This is a genomic window from Rhizobium sp. LARHSG275, assembly GCF_052871115.1.
Genome location: NZ_JBIXJN010000006.1, coordinates 256083 through 272486 on the forward strand (window position 1 = coordinate 256083; position 16404 = coordinate 272486).

15 protein-coding genes are annotated in these 16404 nt (G+C 61.3%); 9 read left to right on the forward strand and 6 right to left on the reverse strand.

Annotation, left to right across the window (positions count from 1 at the left end):
- The first annotated feature begins 18 nt into the window (after positions 1–18).
- From ACIPSK_RS10005 to ACIPSK_RS10015, 3 genes are all read left to right on the forward strand, one after another.
- Entirely contained in the window at positions 19–1389 is a 1371-nt protein-coding gene (locus tag ACIPSK_RS10005) for an LLM class flavin-dependent oxidoreductase (protein WP_162117604.1), read from the forward strand.
- A 59-nt stretch (positions 1390–1448) separates the two neighbouring features.
- On the forward strand, positions 1449–2519 hold the full coding sequence (locus ACIPSK_RS10010) for an LLM class flavin-dependent oxidoreductase (protein ID WP_162117605.1): 1071 nt from the start codon (positions 1449–1451) through the stop codon (positions 2517–2519).
- Positions 2520–3021: 502 nt separating this feature from the next.
- Complete coding sequence (locus tag ACIPSK_RS10015; RefSeq protein ID WP_446532922.1) at positions 3022–4983, forward strand: HAMP domain-containing methyl-accepting chemotaxis protein; 1962 nt, start codon at positions 3022–3024, stop codon at positions 4981–4983.
- A 90-nt stretch (positions 4984–5073) separates the two neighbouring features.
- Here the strand turns inward: ACIPSK_RS10015 and mctP are convergent, their stop codons facing one another.
- The 5 genes from mctP to ACIPSK_RS10040 all read right to left on the reverse strand — a co-directional run bounded on the left by mctP (position 5074) and on the right by ACIPSK_RS10040 (position 9620).
- A complete protein-coding gene (mctP, locus tag ACIPSK_RS10020) occupies positions 5074–6549 on the reverse strand; it encodes a sodium:solute symporter family monocarboxylate transporter (RefSeq protein ID WP_162117607.1) in 1476 nt (491 codons plus the stop codon).
- Entirely contained in the window at positions 6539–6736 is a 198-nt protein-coding gene (locus ACIPSK_RS10025; protein WP_130689074.1) for a DUF3311 domain-containing protein, read from the reverse strand. The genes mctP and ACIPSK_RS10025 overlap by 11 nt, the downstream gene beginning before the upstream one ends.
- 272 nt (positions 6737–7008) lie before the next feature.
- Positions 7009–7653: a two-component system response regulator MctR gene (gene mctR, locus ACIPSK_RS10030; protein ID WP_162117608.1), complete on the reverse strand. Its 645-nt coding sequence runs from the start codon at positions 7651–7653 to the stop codon at positions 7009–7011.
- Positions 7650–9035, reverse strand: coding sequence for a sensor histidine kinase MctS (mctS, locus tag ACIPSK_RS10035; RefSeq protein WP_162117609.1), 1386 nt, complete (start codon positions 9033–9035; stop codon positions 7650–7652). Before mctS ends, mctR begins: the two co-directional genes overlap by 4 nt.
- A gap of 120 nt (positions 9036–9155) precedes the next feature.
- Positions 9156–9620, reverse strand: coding sequence for an Lrp/AsnC family transcriptional regulator (locus tag ACIPSK_RS10040; protein ID WP_003555489.1), 465 nt, complete (start codon positions 9618–9620; stop codon positions 9156–9158).
- 163 nt (positions 9621–9783) lie between these two features.
- On the opposite strand from ACIPSK_RS10040, the gene ACIPSK_RS10045 reads away from it, so the two are divergent.
- From ACIPSK_RS10045 to ACIPSK_RS10065, 5 genes are all read left to right on the forward strand, one after another.
- Positions 9784–10563 carry an ABC transporter ATP-binding protein gene (locus ACIPSK_RS10045; RefSeq protein ID WP_162117610.1) on the forward strand — a complete coding sequence of 260 codons (780 nt, stop codon included), beginning with the start codon at positions 9784–9786 and terminating at the stop codon, positions 10561–10563.
- A 47-nt stretch (positions 10564–10610) separates the two neighbouring features.
- Positions 10611–11384 (forward strand): transporter substrate-binding domain-containing protein, encoded by a 774-nt coding sequence (locus ACIPSK_RS10050; RefSeq protein WP_018070682.1) that lies wholly within the window; start codon positions 10611–10613, stop codon positions 11382–11384.
- A gap of 12 nt (positions 11385–11396) precedes the next feature.
- Positions 11397–12122 (forward strand): ABC transporter permease, encoded by a 726-nt coding sequence (locus tag ACIPSK_RS10055; protein ID WP_162117611.1) that lies wholly within the window; start codon positions 11397–11399, stop codon positions 12120–12122.
- Between the two features lie 12 nt (positions 12123–12134).
- Complete coding sequence (locus ACIPSK_RS10060) at positions 12135–12824, forward strand: ABC transporter permease (RefSeq protein WP_162117612.1); 690 nt, start codon at positions 12135–12137, stop codon at positions 12822–12824.
- Positions 12825–12944: 120 nt separating this feature from the next.
- Positions 12945–13853, forward strand: a complete 909-nt coding sequence (locus ACIPSK_RS10065) for a homocysteine S-methyltransferase family protein (protein WP_017968696.1) — start codon at positions 12945–12947, stop codon at positions 13851–13853.
- 36 nt (positions 13854–13889) lie between these two features.
- On the opposite strand, the gene ACIPSK_RS10070 is transcribed toward ACIPSK_RS10065, so the two are convergent.
- Positions 13890–14324 (reverse strand): MarR family winged helix-turn-helix transcriptional regulator, encoded by a 435-nt coding sequence (locus tag ACIPSK_RS10070; RefSeq protein WP_026154621.1) that lies wholly within the window; start codon positions 14322–14324, stop codon positions 13890–13892.
- Positions 14325–14525: 201 nt separating this feature from the next.
- On the opposite strand from ACIPSK_RS10070, the gene ACIPSK_RS10075 reads away from it, so the two are divergent.
- The gene (locus ACIPSK_RS10075; RefSeq protein WP_162117613.1) at positions 14526–16340 is read left to right on the forward strand and encodes a chloride channel protein; all 1815 of its coding nucleotides are present in this window, start codon (positions 14526–14528) and stop codon (positions 16338–16340) included.
- Positions 16341–16404: the final 64 nt, after the last annotated feature.

A 16404-nucleotide genomic window follows, 5' to 3' on the forward strand; every position in this document is an offset into this window, starting at 1 on the left:
GATCTTAGGGATAAGCCAATGAGCACATCGAAAAGGCAAATGCGGCTTGGCGCATTCATCATGGCGACCGGCCATCATATCGCCGCCTGGCGCCATCCCGAGGCGCAGGCTGATGCCGGTCTCAATATCGATCACTACCGCGAGCTCGCCCAGACCGCCGAACGCGGCAAATTCGATCTCGTCTTCGTCGCCGACAGTCCGGCGGGATGGGACCGCGCCAAAGACCCGGAAGCGCTTCGCCGCACCGCCCAGGGTGCGCATTTCGAGCCGCTGACCCTTTGGGCGGCCCTCTCGCAGGTGACCAAACATATCGGCTTCGTCGCCACGGCATCGACGACCTACGAGGACCCTTACCTTCTCGCCCGCAGATTTGCGTCGCTGGACTATATCTCCAAGGGTCGTGCGGCATGGAACGTCGTCACGACAGGTGCGGATGTTTCGAAGAATTTTTCAATCGCAGGCCATCCCGCCCATGCCGATCGTTATGAGCGGGCCGAGGAATTCGTCGACCTGGTGAAGGGTTTGTGGGACTCCTACGAGGACGACGCCTTTATCCGCGACAAGGAAAGCGGGGTCTATCTCGATCCCGATAAGGTGCATCTCGTCGATCACAAGGGCAAATTCTTCTCGGTGGCCGGTCCGCTCAACGTCGGCCGTCCGCTGCAGGGCTATCCTGTCATCGTGCAGGCCGGCGCATCGGAACCGGGTCGCGAACTTGCCGCCCGCACGGCCGAAATGATCTTTACCGCCAACCAGACCTTCGAGGATGCGCAGGAATTCTATTCCGACCTCAAAGGGCGGCTCGCCCGCTACGGACGCCGGCCGGACGAACTGCTGATCAGTCCCGGCATATTCCCGGTTCTCGGCGGGACGGAAGCGGAAGCCCAGGCGAATTACGACCATATCCAATCGCTGGTTCATCCCTCCATCGCCTGGAATATCCTTGCCCGCCACTACAAGGGCATCGACCTTTCCGGCTACTCGCTGGATGATCCCGCCCCTCCCCTGCCTGAAAATACCGAACTTAACAAAAGCCGCCTCAAGCTGGTTTCCGACCTGGTATCGCGCAACAATTTGACGCTGCGCCAGTTCTATCTGGCGGTCGCCACCGCTCGCGGCCATCGGACGGTTGTGGGAACGCCCGAGCAGATCGCCGATGCGATGCAGAGCTGGTTCGAGAACGGTGCTGCCGACGCCTTCAACATCATGCCGCCGATCCTGCCCACCGCCTTGACCGATTTCGTCGATCAGGTCGTCCCGATCCTGCGCAAGCGCGGCCTGTTCCGGCACGAATACGAAGGCACGACGCTGCGGGAGAATCTTGGCCTTCAGCGCCCGCCGAATGGCTTTGTGGTTCGGGCAGGGCAGCAGGTGCAGGCGGCAGTATAATTTCCCGGGGGGATTTCCCCCGGTTTCCTTGTTCCAATCACACAGAACTGCAGCATCGCATGAGCAATGATTCCGAATTTCTCTGGTATATTCCGAACGACATCAAAGCCGGTCATCGCGGCGATTCCGCCGTCGAGAACCACAACAGCCTGGATACGCTGACCAGCCATGCAAGGACGCTGGAGGAACATGGCTGGAAGGGGGCGCTCATCGGCACCGGTTGGGGCCGCCCCGACACGTTTACCGTCGCGGCCTCGCTCGCCGCCCGGACGACCACCTTCGAACCGCTCATTGCGATCCGTCCAGGCTATTGGCGACCGGCGAACTTCGCTTCTGCGGCTGCGACGCTGGACCACCTGACGGGCGGCCGCGTGCGGATCAATATCGTGTCGGGCAAGGATAACCTGGCTGCCTACGGCGACAGCGAGGGTGATCAGGCACACCGCTATGCCAGGACCAAGGAGTTCATGCGGCTGGTTCGCAGATTATGGACCGAAGACAACGTCACATTCGGGGGCGAGCACTTCCGGGTTGCCGACTCCACCGTGGTGCCGCGCATCCAGGTCCGCGGCGACCGCCGGCACCCCAAATTCTATTTTGGCGGCGCTTCGGAGGCGGCAGAGCGGGTGGCCGCCACGGAGGCCGATGTCCAGCTTTTCTGGGGTGAACCGATCGACGGTGTCCGCGAACGGATCGCGCGGCTCAAGGCGTTGAGCCGGGAACTGGACCGCGACCTCCCGCCGCTGGAATTCGGCCTGCGGATAACGACGCTGGTCCGCGACACCACCGAACAGGCCTGGACTGACGCCGAGGCGAAGGTCGCCGAGATGGCCAGAAGCAAGGGTGCGGGCTGGCATGATCACCAACGCGCGCAGGCCGTCGGCCAGCAGCGGCTGCTCGATCTGCATGAGCGCGGCGACGTCCTCGACGACAACCTCTATACCGCGCCGGGCAAGTTCGGCGGCGGCGGCGCCGGCACCACCTGGCTGGTCGGGTCGGCGGAAGACGTCGCCCGCTCGCTGCGCAAATACCAGGATCTCGGCATCACCCATTTCGTGCTGTCCGACACGCCCTATCTCTCCGAGATCAAGCGGCAGGGCGATCAGCTTCTTCCGCTGCTGCGTGGCTGAAGCCAGAGCAGCCGCGCTCCGGCACTGCAGCTGCAATTCATGCCGATTGCCAAGACCGTTCAGAGCGTCGCGCAGTTCGCGGGCAAGCCGCAGAACCTTGCTGTGCGGGGGGAGGTTGGAGATTTCACAACTAGCGGGAGAGCGCTCGTCAAATTGTCCATCCGAAAAGCGCAAATGCTATCCAATAGAGCACTATAGCCATGCTCCGCAGGCTCCGTTTACACTCTCTAAAATATATTGCTCTAATTTTTTAGATATCGGGGCGACGTTCTTTAAGACCGTCACCTCCGCCATGAGGGCGGGTCAGGCACCCGAATTTCGCATGAAATCGGCTTTTATTGCTTTGACGGGTGTCCCGTATCTCAAGCGCGATTCCGGGCACCGAGGTGCCTGTCGGATGCACTCGGTGACACCGAGGCTCTGCATTCGAACGAGATATGACAAGCAATCCTGGCTGCCGAGACATCCTTCCAACAAACCTCACAGCGAGGGGAGAGTGCATATGAAGAACATCATGAGTTTCGGAGTTGTGGCGCGCTTGGCGCTTGGCTTCAGCGTTCTCCTTTTGCTGATGGTCGGCTTGACCATCTATTCGACGGAAAAAGTTGCGCAGATCAACGATAAGCTTGGCACCATCAACGACGTCAACAGCGTGAAGCAGCGGTTTGCCATCAACTATCGCGGCAGCGTGCACGATCGGGCGATCGCCATCCGCGACGTCACTCTGGTGACGTCTGCCGATGAGCGGAAGACCGCCGAGGCATTGATCGAAAAGCTGGCCGCCTCCTACGCCGAGAATGAAAAGCGCATGGCGGATATGGTTGCATCTCCGGCCGGTGCGACGGAACAGGAAAAAACCATTCTCGGTGAGATTGCAGACATCCAGGCGAAGACCAATCCTCTGGTCGCCCAGATCATTGCGCTGCAGGAGAAGGGCGACGGCGAGGCCGCTCGCAAGATCCTGCTCGAACAGGCTCGGCCGGCCTTCGTTGCCTGGCTTGGCGCCATCAACAAATTCATCGACTATCAGGAAGCGCTGAACAAATCGATTGGTGGCGAGGTTCGCAGCACGGCAAGCGGCTTCAAGCCATTGGCGCTGACCGCGCTTGGCATTGCGGCTGTTCTTTCACTGGTTGCCGCCGCCGTGACCGCACGCACGATCGTCGGCCCGCTGGCAAAACTTCAGCTTTCGCTGAAAGCGATGGCGGACGGCAATCTTAACGGTGATCGCCGCCTCGAAGCGCGGGGCGACGAGATCGGCAAGCTTGCACGGGCGGTGGCAGGGCTGCGCGACGCAATTTCGGCAAAGGCCGAACGGGAAGCTGACGCCGAGGCGAAGAGAGCTGTGTCGGAGCGGCATCGGCTCGAGCAGGATGCAGATGAACGCCGCACCCTCGCCGAGCAGACGGACAAGGCTGTCGGCCAGCTTGGCGATGCGCTGCAGGCGCTGGCTGACGGCGACCTCACACAGCAGATCGGCACTCCGTTCATTCCGTCTCTGGAAAAACTGAGAGCCGACTTCAATTCTGCGGTCGAAAAGCTTCGTGCCGCCATGCAGAAGGTTGCCCAGAACGCCAGCGCCATCGCTGCCGGTGCACAGGAGATCCGCTCCTCCTCGGACGATCTCGCCAAGCGGACCGAACAGCAGGCAGCCTCGGTCGAGGAAACCGCCGCTGCCTTGGAAGAGATTACGACCACCGTTGCCGACTCGAGCAACAAGGCTCAGGAAGCCGGCCAGCTCGTCCGCAAGACGAAGGATAGTGCCGAGCGGTCGGACAGTGTCGTTCGGGATGCGGTCGATGCCATGGGCAAGATCGAATCCTCCGCCACCGAAATCGGCAGCATCATCGGCGTCATCGATGAAATCGCGTTCCAGACCAACCTGCTGGCGCTCAATGCCGGCGTCGAAGCCGCCCGTGCCGGCGAGGCCGGTAAGGGCTTTGCCGTCGTCGCTCAGGAAGTCCGCGAGCTGGCGCAACGCTCCGCCAAGGCGGCAAAAGAAATCAAGGAACTTATCAACGCTTCGAACGGCCACGTCAAAAGCGGCGTGGCCCTGGTTGGCGAGACCGGAAGGGCGCTGAAAGAGATTGCCGAGCAGGTACAGCAGGTCGACGGCAATGTGGTGGCCATCGTCGGCGCTTCGCAAGAGCAGGCGACGGGGCTGAAAGAGATCAATACCGCTGTCAACAAGATGGATCAGGGGACGCAGCAGAACGCCGCCATGGTGGAAGAAGCCACAGCGGCGGCCCACAAGCTCGCCAAGGAAGCCGATGCGCTGTTTCAGCTGCTGGGCCAGTTCAACATTGGTGGAGTGGTGGCACCGAAGCGCGCCTCGCAGCCCGTTGCCGCGGCGCCCCGTTCTCAATCGGCGCCCTCGCCTGCCCGCCAGATGATTGCCAAAGTAGGTAAGTCGTTCCAGACGAACGGGAATGCAGCATTGGCCGGCGATTGGGAAGAATTTTAAGTCGCCCTGATTTCCCTCCAGCCTATGCTGGAACGCCAAAGCGGCATAATTTTGCGAAGGGCAGCGTTTGCTGCCCTTCGCATTTGAATCTTATGCCCGAGCTGGAGTCTTGACTGGAAGCAGGGCATTGACAACAACCGCAACGGCAATGTTGGCCGCAAGCGCCAGCAGTCCGGTATAGACGGTGAAGGGTTCGCCGCCGAGGCTAATCAGATGCAGAGGCTTCCAGCCGGCATCCCAGACGAGGAAAGTACCGCCGCAGAAGCCGACGAACCAGCCGGCAAGCAGGCCGGGTGCACGGAACCAGTTGGTATAGAGGCCGAAGACCAGGGCCGGAAGCGTCTGCAGGATCCAGATGCCGCCGAGCAGCTGCAGGTCGAGTGCGAATTGCGTCGGCAGGAAGATGATGACGAGAAGCGCACCGATCTTCACGACAAGCGAGGTGATCTTTGCGACCTTCGCCTCGCCCGCATCGCTGACGTCAGGATCGACATAGGCTTTCCAGAAATTGCGGGTGAAGAGATTGGCGGCGCCGATGCTCATTACCGCTGCCGGCACCAGTGCGCCGATGGCGATCGCCGCAAAGGCGAAGCCGGAGAACCAGCCCGAAAACAGCGTCTTGAACAGCGTCGGAACGACGTCATTGGCGCTGTCGAGCTTCAGGTTGGCGGCATGCCCCATATAGCCGAGCAGCGCCAGAAGGCCGAGCAGCAGCGTATAGGCGGGCAGCATGATCGCATTCTTGCGGACCGTTTTGCCGCTGTTGGAGGCAAAGATGCCCGTCAGCGTATGCGGATACATGAAGGCCGCGAGTGCCGAACCCAAGGCGAGCGTGGCATAGGCGACATATTGGTTGCCGCCGAGCAGCAGGTTGCCGGATCCCTTGGCCTGGAAGGCCGCATCGGCCGAGGCGAAGACATTGGCGTAACCTCCGAGCTTCGACGGGATCAGTGCGACGGCCGCGATCACGACGATATAGATCATAATATCCTTGACGAAGGCGATCAGAGCCGGGGCGCGCAGGCCCGCGGAATAGGTATAGAGCGCCAGCACGATGAAGGCGATCGCCAGCGGCAACTCGCCATGCAGCCCGAGCGCCTTCAGCACCGCCGTCATGCCGACGAGCTGGAGGGCGATATAGGGCATGGTGGCGATGACGCCTGTTGCCGCGACGGCGAGTTCGAGACCGCGCGATCCGTATTGACCGTGGACGACGTCGCCAGCCGTCACATAGCCGAAATCCTTGGCGCGTTTCCACAGCACAGGCATGACCATGAAGACGAAGGGATAAACGACGATGGTGTAGGGCAGCGCAAAGAAGCCGTAGGCTCCCACGGTATAGACCAGCGCCGGAACGGCGATCACGGTGTAAGCGGTATAGAAATCGCCGCCGACGAGGAACCAGGTGATCCAGGTGCCGAAGTTGCGTCCGCCGAGACCCCATTCATCGATATGGGCCAGTGTCTCGGGCTTACGCCAACGGCTGGCGACGAAGCCCATGACCGTGACCAAAACGAAAAAGAAGATGAAGACGGCAAGCGCCGTGCCGTTGATGTCAGTCGTCATGGCGGGTGCTCCGATAGGCGATCCAGGTCAACGTCGCGGTGATCGGCACCCAGAGAAGCTGATACCAATAGAAGAAGGGAAAGCCGAAAAGAGACGGCTCGCGGACATTGTAAAATGGCGGCCAGAGCAGACCTATGTAGGGAATGACAAGCAGCCAGAGCGCTGCCTTGCTACGTGGTTTTTCCATGTCGGAATACCTTTCAGGCGCCGCGGGCGGCGGTCGCCATGTTCCAGTTGTCGGCGTGGAAGGCAGGTCTGTCAGCCGGCGGCCGCAGCAGGCCCGGCTTGGGTCGCTCGAGGTTTTCCGACCGATCGGAAGCTGATGTAACGCATGTGAATTCCTCCCAACGGCCCGCACTTGGCCAGCCGTGGATGGAGTCCTATGGCGCCGGTTTTAAGCCCGCAAGATCGAGGCGGCGCTGAAATGCCGGGGCCTACCCAGAAGTGGGTAGACGCGATTTATCCGACTTTCGAGACGATGCCGTGATCGAGCGCATAGCGGATGAGGCCCGCTGTGGTGGCAATGCCGAGCTTCTTCTTGAGGTTCTTGCGATGGGTTTCCGCCGTGGCGGAGGTGATCCCGAGCGTTTCGGCGATCTCCTTGTTGCTCCTGCCGGCAACGATCAGCCCGAGAATGTCGCGTTCGCGCAGCGTCAGGGGATCGGTTCCCTCCTCCGCGCGTTCGCCCATCAGCGCGTCGAAGACGCCGGACGAGAAATATGTCCCCCCGCCCGCCACGGTCTCGATGGCCGAGACGATCTCGTCCGTCGAAACATCTTTCAAGATGTAACCGGCAGCGCCATGCATGACCGAGGAGGAAATATACTCGCGGCTGTCATGCATGGAGAGCATCACGACCCGCGCCTGGGGAAGTTCGTTCCTGAACAATTCGATCGCATCGATGCCGCTCAGCTTCGGCATGTTGATGTCCATCAGCACGACCTGCGGCAGGACTTGCCGGCCGATCTCCAGCCCTGTTTGGGCGAGCCCGGCCGTGCCGGCAACTTCGATATGGTCGAATGTTTCGAGCACGGCCTTCAACCCGTCCAGCACCAGCGGATGGTTGTCGATCAAGAGCACCCTGATTTTCGGGCGTTCCGTCATGCAGCTTCTGCCTGCCGATCGGTGGGACGATTGGCCGATTTCGGCAGCATCGCCGTCAGCGTCGTGCCGGTCTCGCTGCTATTGATCAGCAGCAGGCCGCGGAAGTGGGCCATTCGCTCCTGCATGTTGCGCAGGCCGAGACCTGATCTGCCGGAGACGCCATCCTTGATGCCGTCGAAGCCGGCGCCGTTGTCGGTGACGGTCATGCGGGCGCGGCCGTTATCGCTCCAGAGCTTGACCGCAAGCCGGGAGGCGCCCGAGTGCCGCTCGACATTGTTGAACGCCTCCTGGGCGACGCGATAAAGCGCGGTATTGGCTTCGGCCTTCAGCGTGTCGGTGAAGCCTGAGGCGTCGATCTTCGTCTCGATCCCCGTCCGCTCGGCAAAATGATAACAGAGTGCCTCTAGAGCAGCCGTCAGGCCGAGGTCGTCGAGCACACGCGGGCGGAGATCATGCGACAGCCGCCTGATTTCCTTGATGGCGCCGTTCAGCGCCTCGACACCGCGGTCGATGGTGACAGCCGCATCGTCGACATTGGTCCTGACCTTGCGGCCGGCAAGGTCCATCGCATAGCGCACGCCGACGAGATTTTGGGAAATGCCGTCGTGCAACTCGCGTGCAAGCCGCGCGCGCTCTTCTTCCTGCGTATCGATGACCCGCTGTGTCAGCTGCTTGAGCCGGCCGTCGGCCATGCGGCGCTCGTGGAACGTCAGCAGCATGCAGGTCGTGAAAACGACAAGCACCGAAGGCACGGCGATCAGTGCGACGATGACGAAGGTCCGTTTTATGTTGGCGCGCATCCCGGCGTTGGCGGCAGCACTTTGGGCAAAGACGTCATCCAGGTAAACGCCGGTGCCGACGACCCAGTGCCATTTGTCGAGACTGACGACGAAGGAGAGCTTGTCGGCGATCTGTCCGGTCGATGGTTTCTGCCATTTGTACTGATGCAGGCCCCCGCCCGCTCTTGCCGTGGCGATCAGCTCGGCAATGACCTTGTCGCCATCCGGATCGGTGAGGTCGAGCCAATTGTGCCCATGGCGGAAACTCTGGCGCGGATGGACGATGTTGTTGCCGTCATAGTCATAAACGAAGAAATATCCGTCCTTGCCGTAGTCGAGCGAAGTCAGGATCGCCGCCACCTTCTGCTTGGCCGCCTCGTCGTCGGTACCGGCTTTGTCGTAAATCGTCTGGATGGCGGACAGAGCAAGGTTGGTCAGGTTGAGGATTTCGGCTTCCTTGGTCTTCAGCATGTTCTGCTCGAACGTATCGATGCTGTTCTTGGCGAGGTTTGCCGATTGCCAGGTGATGAAGGTGGTGATCGCAAGGATCGAAATGACGAGCGGAATGATCGCCAATGCGATGATCTGGTGTCGTAACGTCAACGATCATTCCTCCCGAGAATTTGCGCCCGGAATTATGCCCTTTGTCAAATGCGAGTCCAGCGGCTTGTCGGTGCCCGATATCTGGCGGCCGGAACCACTGCCGCCGGGGCATCGCGTGCGCTAATCCAGGGGCACGAACAGGCCGAGCTTGACGTCCCGCAGCACGACATTCGTGTGCATGCGGCGGATCTGCGGATTGTCGGCCATGATCAGGGCAGCGATATCGTCATAATGCTCGACGTCGCGGGCGGTGACGATCGCGATCAGATCGACCGCGCCTGTGACGTAATAGACCTGCTGGATGTGATCCTGCTTCTCCGCCCAGAGGCGAAACTTCGCCAGCGCGTCGTAATTGTCCCGCTCGATCTCCATCCCGACGATGAACACCATTGCTGTGCCCGTCGCCTTGCGGTCGACGACGGCCACCTCCGCCTTGATAATCCCTTCCTCGCGCAGCCGCTTCAACCGCCTCTGCACGGCCGAGACCGACAGTCCGATCCGCTCGGCGATCGTTTCGGCTTTCAGCTGGCAGTCGCGCTGAACGATATCGAGAATGTCACGGTCAAAACGATCGAGTTGTTCCATTGTCCAATCCTGGTTCTCGCCGCAGCAACTCGCGAATTCTGCCGTACTTGCCGCACGAGGAAGATTATTTTGCATAAAATATGCAGAATAGATGAAAACTGCGCGAAAAAACCGCGTTATTTTATCATTATCCTTCGCAAGCTCAATTCACCCGGAACCATGCATGCCAGATCAACCCTTTCCTGCTCTTTGCGTCGAAGATCTTCATAAAAGCTTCGGCTCGCAAGAGGTTCTCAAGGGTATTTCGGCGCAGGCCGAAAAGTCTGACGTGATTTCGATCATCGGCTCGTCAGGCTCCGGCAAGAGCACCTTTCTCAGATGCATCAATTTCCTGGAAACGCCGGATCGCGGCCGCATTGCCGTGAACGGCGAGGAGATCGCGCTGAAGATGGGGCGGGGCGGCCGGCTGCAGCCGCGCAGCTGGCGGCAGATCGAACGGATACGGACCGGACTGGGGATGGTCTTCCAGAGTTTCAATCTCTGGGCTCATCGGACGGTGCTGGAAAACGTCATCGAGGCGCCGGTGCACGTCATGGGCATTTCACGGCGCGAGGCCATCGAAAAGGCGGAGGCCCTGCTCCACAAGGTCGGGCTCTTCGATAAACGCGACGCCTACCCCGCTTTCCTCTCCGGCGGCCAGCAGCAACGCGCGGCGATTGCGAGAGCCCTCTGCGTCGACCCTGCTGTCATGCTGTTCGACGAACCGACATCGGCGCTCGATCCGGAGCTGGTCGGCGAGGTCCTGAAGGTCATCCGCGATCTCGCGGAAGAAGGCCGGACCATGCTGATCGTCACGCATGAAATGCGCTTCGCCCGCGATGTATCCAGCCGTGTTCTGTTCCTCCATCAGGGACGGATCGAGGAAGAAGGCCCGCCGGAGCAGATATTCGGGGCGCCGGTCAGCGCCCGCTGCCGGGAGTTCACCGGCCTCAGCGCCCACTGATGCGCATCGATCTATCATCGACAACACAAACCAGGAGAATCCTGCGAATGAAACTGCTCCCCACGCTTTTTGCCGGCGCGGCACTCGTGCTTTCCGCCGTCACCGCACAGGCCGAAGTCCGCTTCGGTGTCATGAACGAATCCTATCCGCCCTTCTTCGCCAAGGACGCCTCCGGCCAATGGCAGGGATGGGAGATCGACCTGATGAACGCTGTGTGCGAGGAGATGAAGGAGAAATGCTCGATCGTCGAAATTTCCTGGGATGGTCTCATTCCGGCTCTTCAGAGCAAGAAGTTCGACGTGATCTGGTCGTCGATGTCGAACACCGCGGAACGCTCGAAGGTGATCGACTTCACCGACAAATATTATAACACGCCGAGCACCTTGATCGGCCCCAAGGACCAGAAGCCGGGCGCCACTGCCGAGGACGTGAAAGGCAAGACCATCGGTATCCAGGTGTCGACGATCCAGTCGGAATATTACAAGAAGTATTTCGCCGCCGCTGCCGAGGAAAAGACCTACCAGACGCTCGATGAGGCGTTTCAGGACCTCGCCTCCGGCCGTATCGACTATGTCTTCGGCGATTCACTGGCGCTTGATGCTTTCCTCAAAAGCGATGGCGGCAAGGATTGCTGCGCCAAGATGGGCGACGTTGCCGACGACAAGGAGATTCTCGGCGCTGGCGTTTCGGGCGGCCTGCGCAAGGAAGACACTGAGCTGAAGGCCAAGCTGAACACGGCGATCGCTGCCGTCCGTGCCAGTGGCCAGTATGATACTATCAACAAGAAATACTTCGATTTCGACATCTACGGCGCAAAGTAAGCAGCCGGAACGATGGCGACTGCGCAACAAGGTATTCTGGACCTGCTGTCTCCCTATCCTCCGGGATGGGGCGGCGTCCTTTTGGCAGGTGCGGTCTCCACGGTCGCCATCTCGGCTTGCGCTTTTGCGATCGGCTTGCTGCTTGGCACCGGCGGCGCGCTGGGAAAGCTCTCTGGTAACCGCATGCTGCGCCTGCTGCTCGATCTCTATACCACGCTGATCCGCGCCGTTCCCGAGTTGATCCTGATCGTCGGGCTCTATTATGCCGGCACCGATGGCCTCAACCGGCTGCTCGCCGCGTTGGAACTGCCGCCGGTCAATGTGAACGGCTTTGTCGCAGCCGTCGCCGTGCTGGGCTTCGTCCAGGGTGCCTACATGACGGAGGTGCTGCGCGGCGCGATCCTCGCCATTCCCGTCGGCCAGATCGAGGCCGCCAAAGCCTTCGGCATGGGGCCGGTGCGGAGGTTCCGCCGTGTCCTGCTGCCGGCGCTTCTGCCGAACGCGCTGCCGGGCCTTGCCAATCTGTGGATGTCGGTCACCAAGGACAGCGCGCTGGTCGCCGTCGTCGGCTACCAGGAACTGGCGCTCGCCACCCGTCTTGCCGGGGCAAGCACCAAGCATTACTTCGTCTTTTTCCTTGCTTCGGCCCTTCTCTATCTCGCCATCACGCTTGTTTCCAACGTCGTCTTCAAACTGATCGAGGGACGGGTACGGCGGGGACAGCCGCGCCTTGCCTGAAGAAAGCGCCCCATGAGTTTCACCTGGATCTCTTCCTATTGGCCGCTGCTTCTGACAGGCGCCTGGCAGACTGTTTGCCTGCTGGTGATCTCCGTGGTGTTCGGCTTCGTCATCGCCATAGGCCTGGCGTTTGCGCAGGTCAGCGGCGGCAGGCTGACGCGGCTCCTGGCGCGCAGTTACTGTAGCTTCTTTCGCGGCACGCCGTTGCTGATACAGCTATGGCTTCTCTACTACGGGGTGGGCTCGCTGCTGCCCATGGTCCCCGGCATCCGCCAGAGCCTGTTCTGGCCGATCCTGCGCGAAGGCTTCTTCTTCGCCGCCGTCAGTTTTACCCTGAACTATGCAGCCTATGAGGCAGAGGTGTTGCGCGGCGCGCTGCTTGCCGTTCCCAAGGGCGAGCTCGAAGCGGGCCGGGCCTTCGGCCTGTCGCCCTGGATGCTGACCCGCCGCATCTGGCTGCCGCGCGCCGTTCGCATCGCCCTGCCGACGATTGCAGGAGAAATCGTCATGCAGCTCAAGGCGACGCCGCTCGCCTTTACGGTGACGGTGATGGATCTTTACGCCGTGGCAAACAAGGTTCGCCAGGACACGCTGCTCGTCTATGAACCGCTGCTGGTCGTCACCCTCTTCTATCTCGCCTTGACCGCAGTGATCGCCCGCGTCTTTCGAGGTCTCGAAGCGCAGGTGCCGGTTCGCCGCTAGGCCGACGGAAAAGGACTGGTCCATGAATTCCCTGGCGTACGAACCACGTGCACCCCGCCCACCTTGTTATGAAAAGCCCGGCGCCGCTGACGGCGCGACAGGTTGAATGGAGACCTCTTGATGAGCACGACGCGAATTCTCGATGGCGGCATGAGCCGCGAACTGCTGCGGCTGGGTGCCGAGCTGAAACAACCGGAATGGTCGGCATTGGCGCTGATCAACGCGCCGGATATCGTCCGTAGGGTACATCAGGAATTCATCGCCGCCGGCTCTGAGGTCATTACGACAAACAGCTACGCGCTCGTGCCCTTTCACATCGGCGAGGACCGGTTCTGGAAGGAGGGGGCGGCGCTGATCCGTCTCGCCGGTCGCCTGGCGCGCGAGGCGGCCGATGCCGCCACGGATCGCAAGGTGCTGGTCGCCGGCTCGCTGCCGCCGATCTTCGGCTCATATGAGCCTGAGAATTTTCAGCCTTCGAGGGTGCAGGATTATCTCAAGGTGCTTGTCGAAAACCTATCTCCCTTCGTCGATATATGGCTCGGCGAGACGTTGAGCCTGATTGCCGAGGCAGAGGCTGTTCGCAAGGCGGTGGCGACGTCGGACAAGCCGTTTTGGATTTCGTTCACATTGGCGGACGACGAGGCAGCCATAAGGGGCGGCGAACCGAAGCTTCGCTCCGAGGAAAGGGTCGAGGAGGCGGCATCCTGGACGGTTTCATCGGGCGCCGAAGCCCTCCTCTTCAATTGCAGCAAGCCCGAGGTCATGCAGGCGGCGGTGGAGACGGCGGCGGGCGTGTTCAGGACAATGGACGCTTCCATCGAAATCGGCGTCTATGCCAATGCCTTCGAAGGGGAAACAGGCGAGGCAGCCGCCAATGAAGGCTTGCATGAGACCCGAAACGATCTGAATGACGATGCCTATTCGCGCTATGCCTGCTCCTGGGCCGAGGCCGGCGCGACGATCATCGGCGGCTGCTGCGGCATCGGCGCTGCCCATATCCATCGCCTGAAGAAGACGCTTTTGGATTAAAGCGGCACGATCAGGAGATCGGCTATGTCGCAATTGTCATTTGGTGTTTGACGCCGTCTTCTGGAGTTCGAGCAGAAGCTCGATCAGCTTCGGGGCCATCTCCCTGATTTCCGAAAGGTGGACGGCGCTCAGTCTCGTCAGAAGCGCATCCGCCTTGTCCGTCAGGAGAACCGTCTGGCGGCGCCTGTCGGCCGGATCGGCATGGCGTTCGACCAATCCGGCATCCGACAGCCGCCCGACAAGCTCGGTCGCCGTATGCGGCGCGATGATCAGCCGCTCGGCCAGCATGCCGATGGTCATGGCGTCGCCGCGTTGTCCTTTGATCGCCAAAAGGGCCTGATGCTGCTGTACGGGCAATCCTTCCGACTGGGCGGCCGAGGCGCTGAAGTCCATGAACTGGCGAAGCGCAAATCGGAGGTCGGCGAGAGCTTCGTAATCCTCCTGTCTCAGCGGCGGCGCGGTCTTCTTCAAAGCACTTCTCCTCTTCCGCAACGGCTGCCGGGGTCGGCAGCCCATGCCGCCATCATCGAATAGATGGGCAGTCGCCAGCCGGTCAAGTGAGGCATCTTCATGGGACATTTTCGCCTTCATGCTTTCACCCGTTGATTTATATCGCATCACGATATATTGACGCGCCTCAGGCGTATCCATTCCGGCGTAGCAGAGGCTTCCATGGCGCAGCATCCACCCAGCAACCGGCCGCACGATTTCACCGGCGGTCTTTCCCGGCGCGAGGCCGGCGATTTCACCACCGACCGGCGGGTCCTCCTCCTGGTCGGCATGTCCATCATTGTCGGCACATCAGGCGCGTTTGCCGCCTGGTGTCTCGTCAGCCTGATCGCGCTGGTGACGAATGTCATCTGGTTCGGGGAGATCGGCATCCAGCCTGCCTCTCTCGCTGCCGTGCCGCGCTCGCTGTGGGTGGTGCTGGTTCCGCCGCTGGGTGGACTTGCCATCGGGCTGATGGCCCGTTTCGGGTCGGAGAAGATCCGCGGCCACGGCATTCCTGAGGCGATCGAGGCCATTCTGATCGGCGGTAGCCGGATGTCGCCGAAGGTCGCGGTGCTGAAGCCGCTGTCATCGGCAATCTCCATCGGAACCGGCGGCCCGTTCGGCGCCGAGGGGCCGATCATCATGACCGGCGGTGCGATCGGATCGCTTTTTGCGCAATTCTTTCACATGAGTGCCGCCGAGCGGAAGACGCTGCTCGTCGCCGGCGCCGCCGCAGGCATGACGGCCATCTTCGGTTCGCCGATCGCCGCGGTCATGCTGGCGGTCGAACTGCTGCTGTTCGAATGGAAGCCGCGCAGCTTCATTCCCGTTGCCGTTGCCGCCTGCGTGTCGATCTGCTGGCGCCCGCTGCTGTTCGGCGTAGGCCCGCTGTTCCCGACCCACTTCCAGGTGGCCTTGCCTTGGTGGGGTATTTTCGCCTGCGCGGCGATGGGCATCATCTCCGGCCTGCAATCGGGATTGCTGACGACGCTGCTCTACCGGATCGAGGACCTTTTCGAAGCCTTGCCGATCCACTGGATGTGGTGGCCGGCACTCGGCGGTCTCGTCATCGGTCTCGGCGGCCTGATCGAACCGCGGGCAATGGGCGTCGGCTACGACATCATCGATGGCTTGCTCAACAATCGGCTGCTCGCCCCGGCTGTCATGTCGATCCTGCTGGTGAAGACCATCATCTGGCTCTTTGCCCTGTCGTCGGGCACCTCCGGTGGCGTGCTCGCGCCGCTTCTGATTTTCGGCGGGGCTCTCGGATGGCTGGTCGGCTTGGTCATGCCGGGCAATGATCCCGGCTTCTGGGCGCTGCTCGGAATGGCGGCGATGATGGGTGGAACCATGCGTGCGCCGCTGACGGGCACCTTCTTTGCGATGGAAATCACCGGCGACGTCAGCACCCTCGTTCCGCTGCTCGCCGCAACCGTGGTGGCCTATGCCGTCACCGTCCTGCTATTGCGCCGCTCGATCCTCACCGAGAAGATCGCCCGCCGCGGGCAGCATATCACCCGCGAATATGGCGTCGATCCGTTCGAACTGTCGCGCGCAAGGGAGATCATGATCAGCGATGTCGACACGCTTCCCGGTACCATGACGGTGGGAGAGGCGTGCGACTTCTTTGCCTCGCAGCAGAAAACGCACCGGATCTATCCGGTGGTCGATGCAGCAGGCAGGCTGTCCGGCGTCGTATCCAGAGCCGACGCTCTTCTCTGGCAGGGGAATCCGGATCTCGCCAGTCAGACGCTTGCGGAAAACGTGACGGACGGTTCCGTTCCGGTGGGCCATCCTGACGATACGGTCGCATTCATCGCCGACCTGATGCTGTCGACGGGCGACGGACGCATTCCGATCGTCGATCCGACCTCCGGGAAATTGTGCGGCCTGATCGCCCGCAAGGATTTGCTGCGGCTACGCAGTTCCTACAGATCGGCCGAACTGGATCGGCGGCCCTATCTCACCGCCGGCTCGAAGAGCAAGTCGCGGTAGCGGCCCGCGGGCGTCCTCCGCATCGCTACTGCTACTGCCGCGCGGCGCATGGATCAGGTCCCAT